Raw genomic sequence first — 22,044 nt, forward strand, 5'->3', positions numbered from 1 at the left:
CGGCAGGATCGGTCGCATGGATGCCGCACCCTCAGCGACGACCCGGGACGGGACCGGCCCGACGTCCCTGGACTTGATCCGCCGCCGGTGGCGCGCGCTGCGCGGGGTCGACGCGCGGCGCAAACGGACGATCGGCGAGCTGCTCGACATCGACCGCGGGGTGATCGTCCAGACGATCAAGGTGGCCGTCTCCGCGGGCCTGTCCTGGGCGCTCGCCCAGTGGTGGCTGGATTCCCCGGCCCCCATCTGGGCACCGATCACCGCCGCCCTGATCGCCATGCTGACCGTCCGCGCGTCGATCCGGGACGCGGCGGAGAAGGTGCTGGCCGTCACCCTGGGCATCCTGGTGGCGATCTGGTTGGGCAGCATCATCGGCCTGCACGCCTGGTCGATCGCGCTGATCGTCGGCATCGGATTCCTGGCCGGCAAGGTGCTCCGGCTGGGTCCGGGGGCGGCCGCCCAGATTCCGATCAATGGACTGTTCGTGCTGGCCCTGGGCAGCGCCGGCATCGAGCAGCGGTTCCTCGACACGCTGATCGGGGCCGGGGTCGCGGTGCTGGTCAACTTCGTGATCATCCCGCCCAACCACGTCGCCGCCGCGACCCGATCGGTCGCCGAACTGGCCGACGGCATCGTCGACTCGATGACGGCGCTGGCCGGCGGGATCGCCCGGCCCTGGCCCAGCCGTAGCGCGCTCGAGTGGCTGCTGGACGCCCGGGAACTGGGCCGCCTCTCGGCGACCGCCGAGTCCGAGGTCAGCAAGGCCGACCAGTCCCTGTCCCTGCACCCGACCCGGGCGTCGTGGGCGGCCTCGATGGTGCGGCTGCGGCAGGCCAACGAGACGCTGCAGGTGGTCGAGCTGCAGAACCGGACGATCACCCGGACCGTCCGGGACCTGTCGGTCAAGATCGTCGAGCAGGACGGCCGGCACCCGCCGATGCCGATGGCGTCGGCGATGCTGCGGGCCACCGCGGACGCCATCGAGGCGTTCGCGCACACCGTGCTGCGGGCCGAAAAGGGAGCCACCCTGGATGTGGTCGGCGGGCCGGCCCGGCGCGCGGTCGGCCATGCCCGGGACCGGATCGACGCGATCAATGCCGACCTGGGCGACATGCTGGCGGCCAACCTGTCCCGCGGCGTCTTCCTGGGCACTCTGGTGGTCGAGACCGGCCGGATCCTGGACGAACTGTGCGCCGGCCTCAACGCCCTCGAGGAACCCGCCGCGGGCGGCTGACGACGGGGGCGGTTCGCTGATCAAACCCGCGCCGAACCGGACATCTCACCGCCGCAAGCGCGGAAATGATCAGCGAACCCGGGAAGACGGGCCCGGGCCTAGTGCCAGCTCAGCGCGGAGCGGTCCTGCCAGTAGTCGGCCGGGTCGATGGCCAGCTCGGCGACCAGGCTGGTCAGCTCGTCCGGATCCAGCTCGACGGCGTCGGCCCGCAGGTTCGCGTGCAGCTGGTCGATCCCCGCCGCGCCGAGCAGCACCCGGTCGGCCCAGGGTTGCTGGGCCACCGCGGCCAGCGCGACGGCGTCGACCGCGGCCCCGTGCCGGTCCGCCGCCGCCCGCAACGCGGCCGGCGGGTCGATCACGAGGCGGCCGTTCGCGAGCGACTCCTTGACGATGACGGTGAGCTCGCGCCGGGACGCCTCGCGCAGTGCCGGCCCGGCGGACGGCTCCAGCAGGTTCCAGGTCGCCTGTACCGCGGAGAACAGCCGGGCCCCGTCGACGTCGATCTCCATCGCCCGGCGGATGATCTCCCCTTGCTGCGCCCCGGACGAGGAGAAGCCGATCGCCACACCGGCGTCCCGCAGCTCCCCCAGCGCCTGCAGCAGGTCCTGGTCGTCGAACAGCGGGGAGTCCAGGGTCAGCGAATGCACCTGGTACAGGTTCAGCCGGGGCAGGCAGGCCCGGGTGAGCGCCAGCTGCGCCCGGAAGTGGGCGAGCGAGTGGTCCTTGACCTCGTGCACGGCGGCCTGCATGTCCCAATCGCCGACGTAGCGGTAGCCCCACTTGCTGCTGATCGTCGGCGCTCGCTCCGGGAAGGAAGGATCCGCCGCCGAACGTGCGCGCCACCAGTCGCCGACGAACTCCTCGGCCCGGCCGTAGGACCGGGCGGTGTCGACCCAGTCGACCCCGGCGGCGACGGCCGCATCCAGCATCAGCGCGGTGTGCGCCCGGTAGGAGTCGACGGAACGGTCGGCCGGCAGTTGACCGGCGCTGCCGGTGTTGATGTACGCCGGGCGGCCGAGCACCGCGGTGCCCAGCGCCCACCGGGCCCGCCGCGGGCGACGCGAGGCCGGGGTCGTGGGCCGGTCGAAGATCGGGTCGGGCACGGGCCGAACCTACCGGTGCGTGGCGGCGCAGCGGCGGACGACGGTGGTACGGCGTCGCGGCGGCGCTGTGGCAGCCCCGCGGTGGGCGCCCCGGGGGAAATGCGCGAAGGCCGTGCCGTCGACGGGACGGCACGGCCTGCGCGGGGCTGACGCCCGGGACCTACAGGTACTGCCCGGTGTTGGACGCGGTGTCGATGGCCCGCGAGCCCTCGGACTGCTTGCCGGAGACGAGGGTGCGGATGTAGACGATCCGCTCGCCCTTCTTGCCGGAGATCCGGGCCCAGTCGTCCGGGTTCGTGGTGTTCGGCAGATCCTCGTTCTCGGCGAACTCGTCGGCGATCGCGTCCAGCAGCTGCGTCATCCGCAGGCCGTTGACCCCGGTCTCGATCCGCGACTTGATGGCCGACTTCTTGGCCCGGTCCACGATGTTCTGGATCATCGCGCCGGAGTTGAAGTCCTTGAAGTACAGGACCTCCTTGTCGCCGTTGGCGTAGGTGACCTCCAGGAACCGGTTCTCGTCGGTCTCCCCGTACATCCGCTCGACCGTGTGCTGGATCATGCCGGCCAGGCAGGCGGACCGGTCCCCGCCGAACTCGGCGAGGTCCTCGGGGTGGATCGGCAGCTGGTCGACCAGGTACTTGCCGAAGATGTCCCGCGCCGCCTCGGCGTCGGGCCGCTCGATCTTGATCTTCACGTCGAGCCGGCCGGGGCGCAGGATGGCCGGGTCGATCATGTCCTCGCGGTTGGAGGCGCCGATGACGATGACGTTCTCCAGGCCCTCGACGCCGTCGATCTCGGACAGCAGCTGGGGGACAATGGTCGTCTCGACATCGGAGGAGACGCCGGTGCCGCGGGTGCGGAACACCGAGTCCATCTCGTCGAAGAACACGATCACCGGAGTGCCCTCGGACGCCTTCTCCCGGGCCCGCTGGAAGATCAGCCGGATGGTCCGCTCGGTCTCGCCGACGTACTTGTTCAGCAGCTCGGGGCCCTTGATGTTCAGGAAGTAGCTGGTGACGGTCTCCTCACCGCGCAGCGCCGCCACCTTCTTGGCCAGCGAGTTGGCCACCGCCTTGGCGATGAGGGTCTTACCGCAGCCGGGCGGGCCGTACAGGAGCACACCCTTGGGCGGCCGCAGCTGGTACTCACGGAACAGGTCGGCGTGCAGGAACGGCAGCTCCACCGCATCGCGGATCTGCTCGATCTGCCGGGTCAGGCCGCCGATGTCCTCGTAGGCGACGTCCGGGACCTCTTCCAGCACCAGGTCCTCGACCTCGGACTTGGGCACCCGCTCGTAGGCGTAGCCGGCCTTGGAGTCGACCAGCAGCGAATCACCCGGCTTCAGCGGGAGCTCGAGCAGGGGCGCGGCGAGGTGCACCACCCGCTCCTCGTCGGCGTGCCCGACGACGAGGGCCCGGTCGCCGCCGAGGATCTCGCGCAGCGCGCAGACCTCGCCGATGACGTCGAACTGGGCCGCCTCGACCACGGTGAGCGCCTCGTTGAGGCGCAACTGCTGGCCACGCTGCAGTTGATCGATGGCGACCGTCGGCGAGACGGCCAGCCGCATCCGCCGACCACCGGTGAACACCTCGACCGTGCCGTCGGGGCCGGGGCTGACGAACACGCCGTACCCACTGGGCGGTTGGGCGAGGCGGTCGACTTCTTCCTTCAACTGCAGAAGTTGCGCCCGGGCGTCACGCAGGGTGACGACCAGTTTCTCGTTGCGTTCGGACAGCGCGTTGATACGGTTCGCCGACTCGGTGAGTTGACGTTCCAGCGGACGCGTGTCCGTGGGCGTGATGGCCAGCCGGCGGCGCAGCTGGGCGATCTCGTCGTTGAGTACCCGGATCTGAGCAGTCAGTTGCGCTGGGGTCTGGCGGTAACCATCGGCGGGACTCGCGTCCCGGTCGGCCTCTTCCGAGGAATCAAAGCCGGTCACAGTGCCTCCCTCATCATGGAGCTGCAAAAAGCAAGCCTACCTGGGCGTTCCGCCGCAGGTCGGGAAGTCGCGGGCGACACCGGTCACGGGCCGCGAGCGAGACGTCCACCTTGACAGAGGACGGTCGAACCCGGTCTGATCCCGTGAGCAGCCAGTTTCCCAGGCGAATTGATCGACCGCCGCGATTGTCGCGGGGCGATCGCCCGTCGCCTGCGTCGCACGATTGTTACCGCTCCGTCATGCCCCGACAATCTCGTTCGCGGGATTCGGGGTCTCCGTAGCGGTGGAGCAGGTCTGGTCCCCTTCCGCATTGGCGTGACCTTGGTCGGCGCCACGCACGACCGGTATGGGCCGTAGGAGTCTTGAGTGCCGTCGCTGGGGCGGAGGATGTACACGCTTCGCGTTCAGCGGTCAGCGGTCAGGACGGTGTGCGGGTCATGCGGTGGAAGCTCACCTGCTCGCCGAGGATCGGATGTCGGTGGGAACCGGCGCCGGTGAAACCCAACTTGCGCAGCAGCCCGATCGAGGCGGTGTTGTCCGGGCTGACCGAGGCCATCACCCCAGTGACACCGTGCGCGCCGGCCCACGCCAGCAGCGCCGAGGTCGCCTCCTCGGCCAGTCCGCGCCGGCGGTGCGCTGTGACGACCCGGTAGCCAATCTCCACCCAGCCGTCGGAGTCCGGCGGCCCGTGGAAGCCGACTTCCGCGAGCACCGGACCTCGAGCCTTCTCGACGTCGCGGGTTGCCGGGAACACAAGCCGGGTGCCCCACACGATGAAACGCTCATCGGACTCGCCGCGGATGGCCTGCGACTCCAGCCACTGCCAACCGTCGTCGCGCCACTCGAGCGGAAACGGTGCGCCGAGTAGACGTTCCGCCGTCACCCAATCCTTCTGCAGGACCGCGCGGACGAGCCGGCTCGACATCGGAATCATGGCGAGGCGAACCGTTCGAATCGCGGCGGAATGCACACCGCCGGCGGCCCGAACGCTGTCAGTCATTCCCGCAATATTCCGCATGCGGACCACCCGTGCACGCCCCGGGGATGCCGGCCTCATCGACGGACCCGCGTCGGGAGGGCATCGTGAGCCGGTACCGGCCGCGCACGGAGCCACCCGGGCATCGGCTGCGGGAGCGCGCGAGGCTCCGCGCCGGGCAACCAGACGATGAAGGCTCGTGTGCCGTGGTCGATCGAGCGGATCAGCGCCTGGGTCGCCTCTTCGGTGTGCCATTTCCAGCGACGTCGCCGGAGATGAACACCGTGACTGCCGCCATTCATCGCCTCGGTCAGGGGCGGTGAGGCTCCCGGTACCCGGCACGACGTGCCATTGGTCGAGGAATACGTCGACGCCGACTTTGCGAGTTGTTCCGCAATCCGAGTGATCAGCTCGGCGTCAGCGTGGCTGTGCGACAGGAATGGCGCCAGGTCATTTCTCCGCCCCTGACCGCGACCGGCCGCGGCAGATCGCGGGGATCACCGGCCACTGGTGGTCGGCCGGCGCTGCGGACGGGGGGCGGTGACCCCGGGCGCCAGTCGCCGGGCGGTCAGCAGGAAGGCGGTGTGCCCCGCCATCCGATGCTCCGGCCGCACGGCGAGCCCGACGAGGTGCCAGGGGCGGTGCAGCGTCTCCCAGGCGTAGGGCTCGGTGAACCCGCCGTGGGTCCGGATGTCCTCCGCGATCCGGGACAGCTGGGTGGTGGTCGGCACGTACACGGTGAGCACCCCGCCGGGCACCAGGCTGCCGGCGACGGTGGGCAGCACCGCCCACGGCTCGAGCATGTCCAGCACCACCCGATCGACCGGATCGCGGTGCTCGTTCAGGTCGGCCACGGTCAAGGTCCAGTTGGCCGGCCGGCCGCCGAAGAACCGCTCGACGTTGCGGATGGCGTGGTCGGCGTGGTCCTGCCGGACCTCGTAGGAGATCACCCGGCCCTGCTCGCCCACCGCCCGCAGCAGCGAGCAGGTCAACGCCCCCGACCCGGCGCCGGCCTCCAGCACCGTCGCGCCGGGATGGATGTCCCCCCAGTGCACGATCTGCGCGGCGTCCTTCGGGTAGATCACCGCGGCACCGCGGGGCATGGACAGTACGTAGTCGGTCAGCAGCGGGCGCAGCGCCAGGTAGGGCGTGCCGTTGGCGGACGTGACGACGCTGCCCTCGGGTTGCCCGATCAGGTTGTCGTGGGCCAGTGCCCCGCGGTGGGTGTGGTAGGTCGCGCCCTCCTCGAGGATGACGGTGTACTTGCGACCCTTCTGATCGGTCAACTGCACCCGATCGCCGGGCCCGAATGCGCTCACGCCTTGTCGTTCCTTCCGAATTCCTGCTGGCCGAATTCCTGTTGGCCGAATTGCTGTGGCCCGAACTGCTGCGGGACGGCCAGCACGTCCACCGCCCGGATCGCACCGACGGGCACGCCGCTGTCGTCGACGAGGACGAACGTGTCGGTGACCACCCGCCGGGCGCGGCCGAGCACGTCGTCGGGGTCGTCGCCATCGAACACCACGGCCTCGGGCCGGATCGACCGGGCGACCACGGAGGCCGGCGCCAGCGGGTCGCGGGCGGCCAGCTCGCGGGCGGCGTCCGCGTCGAGCACGCCCCGGGCCATCCCGTCGGCCTCGGCCAGGATGACCACGGCTCCGACGCTCGCGGCGAGCGCGTCGCGGACGGGGGTATCCGTCGGCAGCCGGACGATCGGCCGGGCGAGCGACTGCAGGGAGATGCCGACCGGCCAGGTCACCGGATCCGCCGGGCCGGGGTGACCGTGTGCGTCCACCGCGCCGCTGCTGTGCTCGCCGACCAGCCCGGCCACCACGAACAGAGCCATCGCCACCGCGATGCCGGCCGGCAGCAGGGCGGCCGCACCGTCGTCGACCAGCAGGAGCACGGCCCAACCGACGAGGGCCGCGCCCAGCAGGTAACCGCCGACGACCGCCGCGACCGTGCCGGCCCGCCGGCTCCCGGTCACCCCCCAGATGCCGGCCCGGATCACCCGTCCACCGTCCAGCGGTAACGCCGGCAGCAGGTTGAACACGGCGATGACCAGGTTGGACAGGGCCAGCAGCAGCAGGATGAGCCAACCGACGGTGCCGGCCGTCGTGGGCTGTAGGGCCAGCCAGAAGGCGCCGGCCAGCACCCCTGACACCGCCGGACCGGCCGCCGCGACCAGGGCCTCGTCCCGGGCGCCCACCGGCCCGGTGGCCAACTCGCTGACGCCACCCAGCAGGTACAGCCGCACCGCGACGACCTCGATGCCGATCCACTTGGCCACCAGGCAGTGCCCGAGCTCGTGCGCGAGCACGCTGACCCCGAGCAGCACGCCGAGCCCGACCGCCACCACCACCGCCACGGTCGGGTTCGTGCCGGGCACGACCCGGCGAACCACGGGCACGCCGAGCACCGCGATGACCGCGATCGACGCGATCCAGGACGGTGTGATCAGAATCCGGACGCCGCCGATCCGACCGACCGGCCAGCCCCGGGCCGGCGCGAACCGGGGCGCGGATCGGCGGCCGGAAGTCACGCCCGAAGGGTAGTGGCCCGGCCGGCCGGTCCGGCTGCGAGACGGGTCCTGACGGCGGAGCGCGCGTCGCAGATCACGACTGTCGGACCGCCGTCCTACGGTGAGCGCCATGACGTTGACCATGGCTGCGCCGGTCGGCGGTGCGGTGGGACCGCCGGCGCGACCGCGCCGTCCGCTGGCCCTGTCGCCGTCCCGGGCGAGCGACTTCAAGGCGTGCCCGCTGCTCTACCGGCTGCGCGCGGTCGACCGGCTGCCCGAGCCGCCGAGCCCGGCGGCGGTGCGGGGCACCCTGGTGCACACCGTCCTGGAGGAGATGTTCGGCCGGCCGGCCGCCGAGCGAACCCCGACGCGGACCGCCGATGAGGTGCCGGCGGCGTGGGCGCGAATGGTGGACGAGAGTCCCGAACTGGCCGCGATGCTGCCGGCGCAGGACATCGCCGGCTGGCTGGACTCGGCGAGGGCCCTGGTCCGGAGCTACTTCACCCTGGAGGACCCGCGCCGCTTCGACCCCGAGGCCTGCGAATTCGCCGTCGAGATCGACTCCCCCGACGGCGTGCCGCTGCGCGGCTACATCGACCGGCTGGACCTGGCCCCGACCGGTGAGCTGCGCATCGTCGACTACAAGACCGGCCGCTCCCCCGGCCCGGATTTCGAGGGCGCGGCGCTGTACCAGCTCAAGTTCTACGCACTGATGCTCTACCGCCTGCGCGGCGTGGTGCCGGCCCAGCTCAAGCTGATCTACCTGGCGGATCGGTTGTCCCTGCAGTACGCGCCGTCCGAAGCCGAGTTGCGCGGTTTCGGCAACGCCGTCGGCGCCCTGTGGCAGGCGATCGCGTCCGCGTTGGAGACGGGTAACTTTCCCGCCCGCCGCGGCCGGATGTGCCGCTGGTGCACCCACCAGGCACACTGCCCGGAGTTCGGCGGCACACCGCCGCCGTACCCGGGTGCGCCCGCCACGACCCCGTCCCGGTGACGCCTACAGCCGGCAGGTCCGGATGTCGGAGGCCACCATCGCCTTGGCCCCCAGATCGTGGAGGGCATCCATCACCGGGTTGATGTCGGTGCGGCGAACCATGGCCCGGACCGCGCGCCAGGCCGGGTCGGCCATCGGCGACACGGTCGGGGATTCCAGCCCGGGCGTGAGCGCGGTCGCCCGGCCCAGCAGCTCGATCGGGCAGTCGTAGTCGAGCATCAGGTACTGCTGGGCGATCACCACGCCCTGCAGCCGGTTGGACAGCTGAAGGGCGGCCGTGGACGGCTCGGCGTCCATCCGGGCGAACAGGGCCGCCTCCGACTTGAGGATCACGTCACCGAAGGCCACCAGGCCGTGCTGGCGCAGGGACCGGCCGGAGTCGACGACGTCGGCGATCGCATCGGCCACCCCGAGCTGGATGGAGATTTCGACGGCGCCGTCCAACCGGATCACGTCCGCGGCGATGCCGTGCGCGGCCAGGTCGTTGCGGGCCAGATTCGGGTACGACGTCGCGATCCGCGCGCCGGCCAGATCGGCGATGTGCCAGTCCTTGTGCTCCGGCCCGGCGTACCGGAACGTCGAGTAGCCGAACCCGAGGCTGGCCAGCTCCTGGACCGGTGCCCCGGAGTCGGCGGCCAGGTCGCGGCCGGTGATGCCCAGATCGAGCTCGCCGGAGCCGACGTAGACCGCGATGTCCTTCGGTCGCAGGAAGTAGAACTCGACGTCGTTGGCCAGATCCAGGACGCTCAGGTCACGGGACTCGGACCGCCCGCGGTAGCCAGCCTCGCGCAGCATCGCCGCGGCCGGCTCGGACAGCGTGCCCTTGTTCGGCACGGCAACTTTCAACATGGCGCCAGTTCTCCCTCGGGCCCGGCAGGTGCGGCCGGGCGGCATGCCACTGTGCCACGACCGGGCGCGGTCACAGGTACCGGTACACCTGATCGAGCGTGATCCCGCGGCCGATCATGATCACCTGAGCCCGGTACAGCAGCTGGGAGATCTCCAGGGCGAGACTGTCGTCGTCCTCGTGCTCGGCCGCCAGCCACACCTCGCCGGCCTCTTCGAGGAGCTTCTTGCCCTGGGCGTGCACCCCGGCGTCCAGGGCCTGCACGGTCCCGGATTCGGCGGGGCGGGTGCGGGCCCGGTCGACCAGCTCGGCATAAAGGGAGTCGAACGTCTTCACGGGCGTCGATTGTGGCAGAGGCCGCCTCGTCGGGACGGCCGACGCCCGCTCCCGCCGTGCTATATTCGTTGAATTGCAAATATTCGCAATTGCAGGGAGTTAGTGTGCCGCGACCGCTATACCAGGTGAAGGCGGAGTTCTTCAAGACGCTCGGTCACCCCGTCCGGATCCGCGTCCTGGAACTGCTGGGACACCGCGAGCACGCCGTCTCCGAGATGCTCCCGGAGGTCGGTGTCGAGGCGGCGAACCTGTCGCAGCAGCTGGCCGTGCTTCGTCGGGCCGGGCTGGTCACGACCCGCAAAGAGGGGTCGGCGGTCTACTACTCGCTGACCAGCCCGCGGGTGGCCGAGCTGCTCGGGGTCGCTCGCAGCATCCTCACGGAGGTCCTGATCGAGCAGGTCGAGCTGATTCAGGATCTGCAGGCACCCAGCTCCCCCCGCTGACCGGTCGCACGGTTCACCTTCTCGCACTCCAGTTCTCACACTCCAGTTCTCGCACGTCAGGTCTCGCACGCAGGGAGTTCGTCATGCTCGCGTTGTGGCGCAAGATCCGAGCCACCGGCCGGGTCGCCGAACCGGCACCGCCACCGCCGCCTGCCGATCAGGTGCCGGCGCGTGCGCGTGAGTTGGGCGGCTCGGTGCAACTGCGGCACGTGGACGCCGGGTCGTGCAACGGCTGCGAGGTGGAGATCGGCGCGGCATTCGGCCCGGTCTACGACGCCGACCGGTACGGCGCTCGCCTCGTCGCCTCGCCCCGGCATGCCGACGCGCTGATCGTCACCGGCGTCGTCACCCGCAACATGGCCGCGCCGCTGCGCCGCACCTACGAGGCGGTCCCCGACCCGAAGCTGGTGGTCGCCGTCGGCGACTGCGCCCGCAACTGTGGCCTGTTCCGGGACGCGCCCGGGGTCGCCGGCGCGGTGTCCGACGTCGTTCCGGTCGACCTGGAGATACCCGGCTGCCCACCCCGCCCCGAGGCGATCGTCGAGGGTCTGCGGAAGGTGACCGGCCGGTGACGGCGTTGCCGGCCGGCCTGATCATCGCGCTCGCCGCCGGGTCGCTGACCGCCGTGGCCGCGCTGGTGGTGCCCCGTTCGGTCCGGACCGCGGTGGTGGGCGGCGGCCTGGCGGTCGTCGGGGTCGCCGCCGTGGTCGCCGGGGTTGCGGCGATGACGGGTCAGACCGTGACGATCGCCGCCCCCGAGCTGCTGCCGCTGTTCGGTCTGCTGTTCACGGCGGACCCGCTGGCCGGGGTATTCCTGGCGATCACCGGCGGGGTCACGGTCGCGGTCGGCGTCTACGGCATCGGCTACTGCCGGGGCCATGATCTGGACTCCCGCGGGGTGCAGGCCCTGCTGCCGATGTTCGTGCTGGCCATGCTGGGCGTTCCGCTCGCGGCGAGCGTCGGCACGCTGTTGCTGTGCTGGGAGCTGATGGCGCTCACGTCGCTGCTGCTGGTCATCGCCGAGCATGGCCGCCGGCCGGCCGTGGCGAGTGCCGGCCGCTGGTACGCGGTGATGACCCACCTGGGCCTGGTGGCCGTCCTGTGCGGCCTGTCGGTGTTCGCCGCGCACGCGGCGGACGGCTCGTTCCCGGCCCTGCGGGCCGCGGCCCCGACGCTCACGCCGACGGTCGCCGCGCTGGTGTTCGTGGCCACCGGCATCGGATTCGGCTCCAAGGCCGGCATCGTCCCGCTGCACGCCTGGCTGCCCCGGGCCCACCCGGAGGCGCCCAGCAACGTGTCCGCGCTGATGTCGGCGGCGATGGTCAACCTCGGCATCTACGGCATCCTCCGGGTCGGCCTCGACCTGCTGGGCGGCGCCGCCCCCGCCGGTTGGTGGTGGCTGCTCGTCCTGGGGTTGGGCGCCCTGTCGGCGATCTACGGCATCCTGCAGGCCGCCGTCGGCACGAATCTCAAGCGGCTGCTGGGCAATTCGACCACCGAGAACATGGGCCTGATCCTGATCGGGGTCGGCGCCGCCGGGTTCTTCGCCACCACCGGGAATCCGGATCTGGCCGCCCTGGCCATGGCCGCCGCGCTGCTGCACCTGGTCAACCACGCCGCGTTCAAGACGCTGCTGTTCACCTCGGCCGGGTCCGTGGTGCACGCCACCGGGCGCCGGGACCTGGACGAGCTGGGCGGGCTCACCGCCGGGATGCCCGGCACCACCGCCGCTTTCGGGCTGGGTGCACTGGCCGCGTCGGCGCTCCCGCCGGGCGCGGCGTTCGTCAGCGAGTGGCTGCTGTTGCAGGCCCTCATCCACGGGTTGCCCGCCGCCGGGGTGTCCGCGGCGATCGTCATGCCGCTGGCCGTCGCCGCGGTCGCGCTGACCGCCGGGCTGGCCGTGGCCACCTTCGTGAAGGCGTTCGGCATCGGCTTCCTGGCCAAACCTCGGACACCGCAGGCGGCCTCGGCGACCGAGAGCCCGGCCAGCATGCTTGTCGGGATGGGCCTGGCCGGTGCCGCCTGTGTGGGGCTGGCGCTGGCGCCGACCGTGGTCCTGCCGACCATCGGCACCGTCGCCGGCGCGGTCGTCGGTGCCGGGGATCCCGTGCGGATCGACGGTCTGACGATCCGCCTGGTCGGCATCGCCGGGTCGCTCTCCCCCCTGATGCTGACGCTCGCGCTGCTGCTGGGCGCGGTGCTCGCGCTGGCCGGGGTGCGGGCGTTGGCCACCCGGCGCGCGGCCCGGCCGGCCCGGCTCTGGGACTGCGGCGGCGGACCGCTGAGTGCCCGGATGGAATACACCGCCACCTCGTTCGCCGAACCACTGCAACGCGTGTTCGACGACGTGCTGCGGGCCGAGCAGGACGTCGACGTGTCCCATCACGACGAATCCCGGTACCTGGTGCAGACCATCGAGTACCGGCGGAAGGTCCCGGACCGGATCGAGAAGCGACTCTACGATCCCGTGCTGCGCCTCGTCGCGGCGTGGGGGCGAGCCGGCCGCCGGCTGGCCACCGGCAGCGTGCACCGGTACCTCGGGTACGGCTTCTACACGTTGTGCGGGCTGCTCGTCCTGGTGGTGGTGACCCGATGATCGGGTTCGTGAGCGTCCCGCTGCAACTGCTGGTCGTCCTCGCCCTGTCCCCGTTCCTGACCGGACTGATGCGACAGGTCCGGGCGAGACTGGAGGGCCGGGTCGGGCCCGGGATCGGCCAACCGTGGCGGGATCTGCGCAAGCTGATGCGCAAGCAGCCGATCACCCCGGACGGCACGTCGGTGGTGTTCCGGACCGCGCCGCTGGTGTTGGTCGCGACCTGCCTGGTGGTGGCCGCGGTGGTCCCGTTGGTCAGCACGGCGGCCGTGCTGGACCCGGTGTCGGACCTGTTCGCCGTGGTCGCGCTGCTCACCCTCGGCACGGTGGCCCTGGCCCTGGCCGGTATCGACACCGGTACCGCGTTCGGCGGTCTGGGTGCCAGCCGGGAAGCGACGATCGTCGCCCTGGTCGAACCCACCCTGCTGGTGGCCATCTTCGCGCTGTCCGTGCCGGTCGGGTCGACCAACCTGGGCGCGATCGTCACCTCCACGCTGGACGACCCGGCGCAGGTGCTGTCCCCCGTCAGCCTGCTCGCCGCGGCCGCGCTGGTCGTGGTGATCATCGCGGAGACCGGCCGGCTGCCGGTCGACAATCCCTCCACGCACCTGGAACTCACGATGGTGCACGAAGCGATGATCCTGGAGTACGCCGGGCCGGACCTGGCCATGGTCGAGCTGGCCGCATCGATGCGGCTGACCCTGTTCCTGGGCCTGCTGGCGAACCTGTTCCTGCCGTGGGGCATCGCCACCGATGGCAGCCCCCTGCTGATCGTCGTGGCCACCGTCGCCCTCGTGGCCAAGGTGGGGGTGCTCGGGTCGGCGCTCGCCTTCGGCGAGGTGTTCCTGGCCAAGCTGCGGCTGTTCCGGGTGCCCGAACTGCTGGCCGGTTCCTTCGTCATGGGGCTGCTGGCCGTCGGCGCCTCCTACTTCCTGGCGTGAGAGACCGATGAGTGAGACGCTTTTCACCCAACTGCTGAACATCACCGTCGGCGCGATGCTGCTGTCCGCGGTCCTGATCGTGTGGCGGCGCGAGCTGTCCTCGATCATCTTCGTCTTCGGCCTCCAGGGGATCGCGCTGGCCGCGACCGTCGCGTTGATCGCCGTCCAGGAGGGCTCGGCCGAACTCGGGGTGGTCGCCGCGCTCGTGCTGGTGCTGCGGGCCGGGGTGCTGCCGTGGCTCCTGCGCCGCACGCTGGCCGCGGCCGGGCCGAACCGACGGGAAACGAAACCGCTGGTGAACGTGGTGACCTCGCTCCTGGCCGCGGCCGGCCTGACGCTGCTGGCCTACGCCGTCGCCCAGCCGCTGGTCGCGCTGGATCCCTCCGCAACGTCCCACGCCATCCCCGCGGCCCTGGCCGTCGCGCTGATCGGGTTTTTCGTGCTGGTCACCCGCCGGCTGGCGCTGTCCCAGCTCGTCGGATTCCTGTTGCTGGACAACGGGATCACCGCGGTCGGCATCCTGACCACGGCCGAGGTCGGGTTGGTGGTCGAGCTCGGCATCTCGATGGACGTGCTGCTGCTGGTGCTGGTCCTGCAGGTGCTCAAGTCCCGGATCCGGGAGGCCTTCGGCCGCACCGACATCGACGAGCTTCGGGAGTTGCACGACTGATGACCACTGCTCTGATCCAGCTGTTGATCGTGGGTCCGGTGCTGATCCCGCTGCTGGCCGCCGCGGTCGTCCCGGTCCTGCGCCGGCGGGACACCGTGGCCCGGGTCGCGACGGCCAGTTCGGCCGGGGTGCTCGCGGTGGCCGTCCTTCTCGCGCTGACGGTGACCCGGGACGGCCCCGTCACGGGCGTTTTCGGTCTGCTCGCGGTGGACGCGCTCAGCGCGTTCATGCTGCTGGTGATCGGGGCCGTCGCGCTCGTCGTCGGGCTGGCCACGCCCGGCCAGCTGCGGGTCGAGGTCGCCGCCGGGCGCCTCGACGAACCGGGGCGAACCCGGCATCTGGTGTTGGTGCAGCTGTTCCTGGCCGCGATGGCGCTGGCGGTGCTCGCCGCCGGCCTCGGCGTGCTGTGGGTGTCGCTGGAGCTGACGACGGTACTGACCGCCTTCCTGGTCGCGCAGGGCCGCGGCCGGCGCGCCGCCGAAGCGGCGTGGAAGTACGTGATCATCTGCTCCACCGGGATCGCGCTGGCCCTGCTCGGCACCTTCGTGCTGAACGCCGCCGCCCACCACGCCGGCGCCGGTCTGGACTGGCCGAGCCTGACCGCCGCCGCGCCGCACCTGGACCAGGGCGTCACCCGGCTCGCGGTGCTGCTGCTGGTGCTCGGCTTCGGCACCAAGGCGGGGCTGGCGCCGCTGCACGCCTGGCTGCCGGACGCACACTCGCAGGCCCCCGCCCCGGTCTCCGCCCTGATGTCGGGCGTGCTGATCAGCGTGGCGTTCTACGCGGTGGTGCGGGTCAAGGTGGTGGCCGACCTGGCCCTCGGTCCGGAGTTCGCCCGCGGACTGCTGGTCGCGCTGGCCCTGGCCTCGATCGCGCTCGCCGCGTCGCTGCTGATCGCCCAGCGCGACTACAAGCGGATGCTGGCCTACTCGAGCATCGAGAACATGGGCCTGCTCGCCCTCGGCGCAGCGATCGGCAGCCCGCTGGCCGTCGCCGCCGTGCTGCTGCACATCCTCGGCCACGGCCTGGCCAAGAGCTCGCTGTTCCTCGGCGCCGGCCGGATACTCCAGCTCACCGGGACCAGCCGGATCGACGGGGTGCGGGCGCTGGCCGCCCGGCAACCGGTGCTGGCCTGGAGTTTCGGCCTGGGCGTGCTGGCCATCATCGCGCTACCACCGTTCAGCCTCTTCGCCAGCGAGCTGGGGATCGTCCGGGCCGGGTTCGCCGGCGGGCTGGGCTGGGTCACCGCCGCCGCGCTGCTGCTGGTACTGGTCGCCGCGGCGTCGCTGGTCGGCCACACCAGCCGGATGCTGCTCGGCGCACCGCCGGACGACCCCGCCGACCCCACCGGCGCCGAGCCGGGTCCCGGCGGCGGGGTGGCCGTGTCCACCCGGCGGGGCACCCGGGTGGACACGCCCGCCGCGGCGATCATCATCGCGCTGACCGCCTGCGGGGTGCTCGGCGTCACCCTGGGCCCGCTGAGCGGGCTGCTGGACCAGGCCGTCTCGATCGTCACCGGCGGCCGGCCGTGACCGCCGCGCCCGTCACCGAGCTGACCGCCACCGGGCTGGTGCCGGCCGCGGAGTCGCTGCTGGCCCAAGGCTTCCGCCTGGCCCTGATGGCCGGGCACGACGACGGCGACGCCCTGCGGGTGGTGTATCTGTTCCTCGGGCCGGGCGCCGACCGGCGGGTGGAGCTGCAGCTGCGCTGCGACCCGGACGACCCGCGGGTGCCCAGTCTGGCCGGCCTGTCGTTCCCGGCCGGGCGGTTCGAGCGGGAGATCCGCGACCTGTTCGGCATCGTCCCGGACGGGCACCCGATGCCCAGCCGGCTGGTCCGGCATTTCCACTGGCCCCGCGGCTGGCATCCGATGCGCCGCAACGCCGGTGCACCACCGGCCTTCGGCGAGGTCGACGGCCCGTTCTCGTTCCGCACCGTCGAGGGCCCGGGGGTGTACGAGATCCCGGTCGGCCCGGTGCATGCCGGGATGATCGGGCCCGGTCACTTCCGATTCTCGGTGGTCGGCGAGACCGTGCTGAACCTCAAGGCCCGGCTGTGGTTCGTGCACCGGGGCATCGAGACGCTCTTCGAGGGAACAACTCCCGCCGACGGGGTGGCGTTGGCCGAACGGGTTAGCGGGGACACCTCCGTCGGCCACGCGCTGGCGTTCTGCCGGGCGATTGAAAACGCCCTGGACGCCACCATTGATCCGGCGGCGCAACGGATCCGGGCGATCCTGCTGGAACTGGAGCGGCTGTACAACCATATCGGCGACATCGGGGCGCTGGCCAACGATGTCGGGCACGGCATCATCAACAACCAGGCACTACGGATCCGTGAACAGTTGTTGCGGATCAACGACCGGGTCACCGGGCACCGGCTGCTCCGCGGCGCGATCGTGCCGGGCGGGGTCCGGATTCGCAGGTTGCCCGATCCGGCCGAGCTGGCCCTGATCGCCGCCGACTGCGCCGAGGTCGCCGAGCTCACCCTGAACCACAGCGTGGTCCGGGACCGGTTCACCGGCACCGCCGTGCTCTCCCACCGGCAGGCCACCGACCTGGGCACGCTGGGGTACGTCGCCCGGGCGAGCGGGGTGGCCGTGGATGCCCGGTACGACCATCCGGTGCCCGGCCTGACCTACCCACCGGCCGAGACCGGCGCGGCGGACGGGGACGTGCTGTCCCGGTTCCTGGTCCGATGTCGCGAGATCCAGGACTCGGTGCGGATCGTCACTGCGCTGGCCGGCGCGGTGGGCACCACGACCTCGCGGGAGGTGCCACTCGCCACCCTCTGCACCACCGCGGCCCGGACCTCGGGCGTCGGGATCGTCGAGGGCTGGCGGGGCACCATCGTGCACCGGGTCGAACTGGACGCCCAGGGCCGGCTGACCCGGGCCCGGATCGTCGACCCGTCGTTTTTCAACTGGCCGGCGCTGCCCGTGGCCATGGCCGACACGATCGTCCCCGACTTCCCGCTGGCCAACAAGAGCTTCAACCTCTCGTACGCGGGCAACGACCTGTAGCGGTCAGCTGCCGGCCGAGCCCTGCGCCACGGTTCGGCCGTTGAGCGGCTGCACCGGGCGGCTGGTGTCGTCGTAGACCGCGGTGTAGGCGGCGATCTGCTCGGCCGACAGCGTCGACGGCGCGAGGAAGACGTTCCACCGGACACCCTCCGTGCACGGCGGGGTGGTCAGCGATCCGTCGTACTGGGCCAGTGTCGGATCGCTGGGGACCAGTTTGCTCACATCGATCTCATGGTGCAATTCGACCGGCGCGCTGCTGTTCTCCGCCGGCGGAATGGAGGCGAACAATTCGGCCAGCGGCTCGCTGGCGGTCCCGGAATCGAGCAGGACGCCGACAACGGCGATCTGGCCGGCGTCACTCTTGTGCACCAGATGCATTTCCATCGGGCTGGTGGCGCCGTTGATCCGGTGCTCGCTCTTTGTGTGGAAATGGAACTGTTGCAGGTAGTAGGTGGTGCCGTCGATGATGATCGAGTTCTGTTCCAGGTCGGTCGGCACGGCCTCGATGGTGCGCCCGTTGTTCTCCACCTCGAACGTGGCCGGCGTGTAGTTCAGGGTCACATCGGTGCCGGAATCGGGGACCAATGATCCCTTCTCGATGTCGATCGGCGACTCGGTCGACTCCGGGGTGGTGGCGCAGCCGGGAGCGATGTCCCCCCAGTGCTCGGGTCCTGTCGCACCGTCGTAGGACCACACCGACAGGGCGGGCGGGGCGGAGACCGAGGCCGAGCCGAATGCCGACCCCGATTCGGACGCCGACGCCGACGCCGACGCCGACGAGGCAGCTGGCGCGGTGGTCCCGGACGATCCCTGATTGGATCCGGCGCAGCCGGAGGCGGTGAATGACACCGCGACCAGCACGATTCCGACGGCAGACTTGCGCATGACTTCGACTCCCGGAGGGTCCACTGCCGATTTGTCGGCGTTCCGGGGGAAACTACCGCGAACGGATCGTTTGTCGCTTCGCGAACCGGCGCATCCCACTCCGTCGTGACCGCCGTCACCCACAGTAATCGCCCGGCGGCGTCGATCGTGGCCGCCCGCCGTCAACCGATCGTGCCGATCACGCTCCCCTGCGCGGCGGCCCGGCCCTCGGCGACGACGATGGACAGGACGCCGTCGGCCGGCGCGAACACCTCGGCGTCCACTTTGTCCACGGCCACCTCGGCGATCAGCTGACCGACCGTGAGGGTCGCGCCGTCATCCACGAACCAGGTGGCAACGACGCCGTCGCCGTTCGGGTCCTGGTCCGACAGCCTCGGGAAGAGCACGTCCGTCACCGCTGCATGACCTCGCGGACGGCGGTCTCGATCCGCGCCGTGGTCGGCAGGACCGCGTACTCCAGCTCACGGGCGTACGGGATCGGCACGTCCGGTACGGCGACCCGGATCGGCGCCCGGGTCAGCATCCGGGGGTCGTGTTCGACGACCGTGGCGATGACCTCACCGGACATGCCGTAGGAGAGGTAGTCCTCGTCGACGACGACGAGCCGGCCGGTGCGGGCCACCGACTCACGGATGGCGGCGCGGTCCAACGGCACCAGTGAGCGCAGGTCGATGACCTCCACCGAAATGCCGTCGGCGGCCAGCCGCTCGGCGACGTCCAAGGCGAGGTGCACGGACAGCGACACGGTGACAACGGTGACGTCGGTCCCCCGACGCGCGACCGACGCCTTCCCGATCTCCACCTGGTAACTGTCCGTCGGCACCTCGCCGGTGGCCCGGCGGTTCTTGGCCATCCAGGGCAGCCCTAGGACGCCCTTGTGGAACATGTAGACGACCGGATTGTCGTCCCGGATAGCCGCTGTCATCAGTCCTTTCGCGTCGTACGGGTTACTGGGCACCACCACCTTCAGGCCGGGCAGATGCGCAAACGTGCCCCACAGGCACTGCGAATGCTGCGCGCCGTCGGAATAGCCACCGCCGACCGCGGTGGTCAGCACGACGGGAACGGTGACGTTCCCGCCGGACTCGAAATGGATCTTGGCCATGTGGTTGTAGATCTGGTCCAGGCACACCCCCATGAAGTCGACGAACATGAGCTCGACGATCGGCCGCAGACCTTCCACGGCGGCGCCGGTGGCCAGGCCGATGAACGCGGTCTCCGAGATCGGCGTGTCGAGCACCCGAGTCGGGCCGAACCGCTCCAGCAGGCCGGTGGTCGAGGAGAAGATGCCGCCGTAGGCACCGACGTCCTCGCCGAGCACGATGACATTCGGGTCGGCCGCCATCTCGTCGCCGATCGCCTCCACGATGGCCTTGGCAGTGGTCAGTCGACGGCTGGTCAGGGTCGCGGTCATTGGTGTGCCCTTTCAGCGCGCGGTGGCGAACACGTAGTTGCGGGCCTGCGCGGGGTCGGGGTGCGGGCTGTCCTTGGCGAACTGCACGGCCCGCTCGACCCGCGCGGCGGCCTGGGTGCGGACCCGGGCGATCTCACCCTCGTCGAGCACCCCGTCGGCCCGGAGCCGGGCCTCGTAGGCCGGGATCGGATCCCGGCCGGGCACGTCGGCGAGTTCGGGCCGGTAGCCCTGGGCGTCGCCCTCGAAATGGCCCCACAGCCGCAGGGTGTGCACCTCGATCAACGTGGGACCGCCGCCGGAGCGGGCCCGTTCGACTGCCTCTCCGGCGGCGGAGTAGACCCCCTCGACGTCGTTGTCCTCGATCCGGATGCCGGGCATGCCGTAGGCGGCGGCGCGTATCGAGTTGTCCGGGACGGCCGTCGAGGCCGATCGGGAAACCGAGATCCCCCAGTCGTTGTCCTCGACGACGAACACCACGGGCAGCCGCCACAGCGCGGCCAGGTTCAACGATTCGTGGAACGCGCCCTGGTTCGCAGCTCCCTCCCCGGTGACCGCCACCGCCACCCCGTCGCCGCCGCGATGTTTGAACGCGAAGGCCTGACCCAGCGCCGGCGGGTAACCCTCGGCGATGATGCCCGAGCAGGAGAAGTGGATGCTCGGGTCGAACAGATGCATGTGGCCGCCCCGTCCCCGGCCGAGCCCGGTCTCCCGCCCGTAGATCTCGGCCGCCATCCGATCGATGTCGATGCCGTGCGCCAGCGCGAAGTGGTGCGGCCGGTGGGTGGCGGTGACCGCATCGCCCCGCCGCAGATGTGCGCACACCCCGGCCGCAACCGGCTCCTGTCCGGCGGACAGGTGCATCTCACCGGGGATCAGTCCGGCGCCGATGTCCCACGCCGGCTTCTTGTCCGCGTGGTAGTCGGCCAGGATCGCTTCCTCGAAGCTGCGGATCAGCACCATCGTCGAGTGCATCGCACGCCGGACGTCCGGCTCGGGAATGTCGTCGGTCATCTGCCCACTCCTTCGTGGTGATGCCCACGATCGTGCTCCCGGCCACCACGCCCCGGACAGGGTGCGGATTTCAGATGCTGATAGCCGGTGCGGTGACTCGCCCGCCGTCGGAGACGTTCCCGCGGAGACGTCACCGACATATCGGAAACGCGAACGATAGGTCGTTGGCGTTTCCGCGGAGTCGCTTCCGGTGCCCCGGCGGCGCTACCTGCCCGCCGCGCCGAGCGCCAGACCGATCCGGTTGGCCCCGCGGCGCAGCACGTCGGCGTGATCCATCAACTGGCCGCGCCGGGCGAGCGGTGCGGAGACGGCGACCGCCGCGATCCCGTCCTCGGTGCGGACGGCGGCGCTGACGCAGGTCATCCCGAGTTGGTACTCCCCGGTGTCGACGGCCAGGTCGTGGTGCCGCACCAGTTGCCGGCGCAGCACCCGACGGTCGGTGACGGTGTGCGGGGTGAGGTCGGCGAGTTCGTGCCGGCCCAGGTAGTCCTCGCGCAGGTCGTCGGGCAGCACGGTCAGGATCGCCTTGCCCAACGCGGTGGCGTGGCCGGCGTCGTGCAGGCCGACCCAGAGGTCGACCCGGGGGTGGGCCGGGCTGTCCACGATGTCGACCAGCTCGATCTCACCATCCCGGTACACCGCCAGATAGGTGGCGCCGGAGAGCTCCTCGCCGAGCGCGGTGAGCGTGGATCGGGCCCGGACGGTCGTCGGATCGGTGCCCCGGATCAGCTCCCCGACCTGCTGGCCGAGGATGTAGCAGCCGTCGATGCGTTGCAGGTAGCCCTCATGAACCAGGGTCCGCAGCAGGTGATACGCCGTCGGCAGGGCAAGGTCCGTCTCCCGCGCCAACGCCTTCGCGGACACCGGCCGGTCCCGGCGGCCCACCGCGTCCAGCAGGTGCAGCGCACGCTGAACCGAGGTGATGAGGGTCGGACCGGAATCCGTCATCGGCCGTCCTGGAGTGTCCGGAACCATATGTTCTGGCTCACAGTGTCGCATGCCGGGCGGAAACGGTCAGCCCGCCTCGCACTCCGGCTCGTCGAGGCCGGCCAGCACCAACCGGATCGCCACCAGCCACACCAGGATGACCAGCCAGAAGCCGGCATTGAGCAGGT

General features: G+C 71.2%; 21 protein-coding genes. 9 read left to right on the plus strand and 12 right to left on the minus strand.

Going from position 1 to position 22,044, the window contains the following annotated elements; genetic code table 11:
- Nucleotides 1-16: 16 nt before the first annotated feature.
- The gene (locus ACILSK_RS16000; RefSeq protein WP_395728165.1) at nucleotides 17-1,234 is read left to right on the plus strand and encodes an aromatic acid exporter family protein; all 1,218 of its coding nucleotides are present in this window, start codon (nucleotides 17-19) and stop codon (nucleotides 1,232-1,234) included.
- 98 nt (nucleotides 1,235-1,332) lie between these two features.
- Here the strand turns inward: ACILSK_RS16000 and ACILSK_RS16005 are convergent, their stop codons facing one another.
- The 5 genes from ACILSK_RS16005 to ACILSK_RS16025 all read right to left on the minus strand — a co-directional run bounded on the left by ACILSK_RS16005 (nucleotide 1,333) and on the right by ACILSK_RS16025 (nucleotide 7,794).
- Nucleotides 1,333-2,337 carry an aldo/keto reductase gene (locus tag ACILSK_RS16005; protein ID WP_395728166.1) on the minus strand — a complete coding sequence of 335 codons (1,005 nt, stop codon included), beginning with the start codon at nucleotides 2,335-2,337 and terminating at the stop codon, nucleotides 1,333-1,335.
- Nucleotides 2,338-2,497: 160 nt separating this feature from the next.
- The gene (gene arc, locus ACILSK_RS16010) at nucleotides 2,498-4,198 is read right to left on the minus strand and encodes a proteasome ATPase (RefSeq protein ID WP_395728218.1); all 1,701 of its coding nucleotides are present in this window, start codon (nucleotides 4,196-4,198) and stop codon (nucleotides 2,498-2,500) included.
- 496 nt (nucleotides 4,199-4,694) lie between these two features.
- Nucleotides 4,695-5,201, minus strand: coding sequence for a GNAT family N-acetyltransferase (locus tag ACILSK_RS16015; RefSeq protein WP_395728167.1), 507 nt, complete (start codon nucleotides 5,199-5,201; stop codon nucleotides 4,695-4,697).
- A 548-nt stretch (nucleotides 5,202-5,749) separates the two neighbouring features.
- A complete protein-coding gene (locus tag ACILSK_RS16020) occupies nucleotides 5,750-6,571 on the minus strand; it encodes a tRNA (adenine-N1)-methyltransferase (protein WP_395728168.1) in 822 nt (273 codons plus the stop codon).
- Complete coding sequence (locus ACILSK_RS16025) at nucleotides 6,568-7,794, minus strand: site-2 protease family protein (protein ID WP_395728169.1); 1,227 nt, start codon at nucleotides 7,792-7,794, stop codon at nucleotides 6,568-6,570. The genes ACILSK_RS16020 and ACILSK_RS16025 overlap by 4 nt, the downstream gene beginning before the upstream one ends.
- 109 nt (nucleotides 7,795-7,903) lie before the next feature.
- Between ACILSK_RS16025 and ACILSK_RS16030 the strand changes: the two genes are divergently transcribed.
- The gene (locus tag ACILSK_RS16030; RefSeq protein ID WP_395728170.1) at nucleotides 7,904-8,767 is read left to right on the plus strand and encodes a RecB family exonuclease; all 864 of its coding nucleotides are present in this window, start codon (nucleotides 7,904-7,906) and stop codon (nucleotides 8,765-8,767) included.
- A 3-nt stretch (nucleotides 8,768-8,770) separates the two neighbouring features.
- Here ACILSK_RS16030 and hisG read toward each other — a convergent pair whose 3' ends face one another.
- Both hisG and ACILSK_RS16040 read right to left on the minus strand, forming a co-directional pair.
- Nucleotides 8,771-9,616 carry an ATP phosphoribosyltransferase gene (gene hisG / locus ACILSK_RS16035; RefSeq protein ID WP_395728171.1) on the minus strand — a complete coding sequence of 282 codons (846 nt, stop codon included), beginning with the start codon at nucleotides 9,614-9,616 and terminating at the stop codon, nucleotides 8,771-8,773.
- 70 nt (nucleotides 9,617-9,686) lie between these two features.
- Nucleotides 9,687-9,950 (minus strand): phosphoribosyl-ATP diphosphatase, encoded by a 264-nt coding sequence (locus ACILSK_RS16040; RefSeq protein ID WP_395728172.1) that lies wholly within the window; start codon nucleotides 9,948-9,950, stop codon nucleotides 9,687-9,689.
- Between the two features lie 104 nt (nucleotides 9,951-10,054).
- Here ACILSK_RS16040 and ACILSK_RS16045 point away from each other — a divergent pair, with 104 nt between their 5' ends.
- The 7 genes from ACILSK_RS16045 to ACILSK_RS16075 all read left to right on the plus strand — a co-directional run bounded on the left by ACILSK_RS16045 (nucleotide 10,055) and on the right by ACILSK_RS16075 (nucleotide 17,619).
- Complete coding sequence (locus ACILSK_RS16045; RefSeq protein WP_395728173.1) at nucleotides 10,055-10,393, plus strand: ArsR/SmtB family transcription factor; 339 nt, start codon at nucleotides 10,055-10,057, stop codon at nucleotides 10,391-10,393.
- An 83-nt stretch (nucleotides 10,394-10,476) separates the two neighbouring features.
- Nucleotides 10,477-10,965, plus strand: coding sequence for an NADH-quinone oxidoreductase subunit B family protein (locus ACILSK_RS16050; protein ID WP_395728174.1), 489 nt, complete (start codon nucleotides 10,477-10,479; stop codon nucleotides 10,963-10,965).
- The gene (locus tag ACILSK_RS16055; protein WP_395728175.1) at nucleotides 10,962-12,989 is read left to right on the plus strand and encodes a proton-conducting transporter membrane subunit; all 2,028 of its coding nucleotides are present in this window, start codon (nucleotides 10,962-10,964) and stop codon (nucleotides 12,987-12,989) included. Before ACILSK_RS16050 ends, ACILSK_RS16055 begins: the two co-directional genes overlap by 4 nt.
- On the plus strand, nucleotides 12,986-13,927 hold the full coding sequence (locus ACILSK_RS16060) for a respiratory chain complex I subunit 1 family protein (RefSeq protein ID WP_395728176.1): 942 nt from the start codon (nucleotides 12,986-12,988) through the stop codon (nucleotides 13,925-13,927). Before ACILSK_RS16055 ends, ACILSK_RS16060 begins: the two co-directional genes overlap by 4 nt.
- Nucleotides 13,928-13,934: 7 nt before the next feature.
- On the plus strand, nucleotides 13,935-14,597 hold the full coding sequence (locus ACILSK_RS16065; RefSeq protein ID WP_395728177.1) for a hypothetical protein: 663 nt from the start codon (nucleotides 13,935-13,937) through the stop codon (nucleotides 14,595-14,597).
- On the plus strand, nucleotides 14,597-16,129 hold the full coding sequence (locus ACILSK_RS16070) for a proton-conducting transporter membrane subunit (RefSeq protein ID WP_395728178.1): 1,533 nt from the start codon (nucleotides 14,597-14,599) through the stop codon (nucleotides 16,127-16,129). Before ACILSK_RS16065 ends, ACILSK_RS16070 begins: the two co-directional genes overlap by 1 nt.
- An 86-nt stretch (nucleotides 16,130-16,215) precedes the next feature.
- On the plus strand, nucleotides 16,216-17,619 hold the full coding sequence (locus ACILSK_RS16075; protein WP_395728219.1) for an NADH-quinone oxidoreductase subunit C: 1,404 nt from the start codon (nucleotides 16,216-16,218) through the stop codon (nucleotides 17,617-17,619).
- Between the two features lie 3 nt (nucleotides 17,620-17,622).
- On the opposite strand, the gene ACILSK_RS16080 is transcribed toward ACILSK_RS16075, so the two are convergent.
- The 5 genes from ACILSK_RS16080 to ACILSK_RS16100 all read right to left on the minus strand — a co-directional run bounded on the left by ACILSK_RS16080 (nucleotide 17,623) and on the right by ACILSK_RS16100 (nucleotide 21,877).
- The gene (locus ACILSK_RS16080) at nucleotides 17,623-18,504 is read right to left on the minus strand and encodes a carbonic anhydrase (RefSeq protein WP_395728179.1); all 882 of its coding nucleotides are present in this window, start codon (nucleotides 18,502-18,504) and stop codon (nucleotides 17,623-17,625) included.
- Between the two features lie 161 nt (nucleotides 18,505-18,665).
- Nucleotides 18,666-18,899 (minus strand): biotin/lipoyl-containing protein, encoded by a 234-nt coding sequence (locus ACILSK_RS16085; RefSeq protein WP_395728180.1) that lies wholly within the window; start codon nucleotides 18,897-18,899, stop codon nucleotides 18,666-18,668.
- Complete coding sequence (locus ACILSK_RS16090) at nucleotides 18,896-19,918, minus strand: alpha-ketoacid dehydrogenase subunit beta (protein ID WP_395728181.1); 1,023 nt, start codon at nucleotides 19,916-19,918, stop codon at nucleotides 18,896-18,898. Before ACILSK_RS16090 ends, ACILSK_RS16085 begins: the two co-directional genes overlap by 4 nt.
- A gap of 12 nt (nucleotides 19,919-19,930) precedes the next feature.
- Nucleotides 19,931-20,929 (minus strand): thiamine pyrophosphate-dependent dehydrogenase E1 component subunit alpha, encoded by a 999-nt coding sequence (locus ACILSK_RS16095; protein ID WP_395728182.1) that lies wholly within the window; start codon nucleotides 20,927-20,929, stop codon nucleotides 19,931-19,933.
- A 204-nt stretch (nucleotides 20,930-21,133) separates the two neighbouring features.
- Nucleotides 21,134-21,877, minus strand: a complete 744-nt coding sequence (locus ACILSK_RS16100) for an IclR family transcriptional regulator (protein WP_395728183.1) — start codon at nucleotides 21,875-21,877, stop codon at nucleotides 21,134-21,136.
- Nucleotides 21,878-22,044: the final 167 nt, after the last annotated feature.

The organism is Nakamurella sp. (assembly GCF_044224575.1).
GTDB lineage: Bacteria > Actinomycetota > Actinomycetes > Mycobacteriales > Nakamurellaceae > Nakamurella.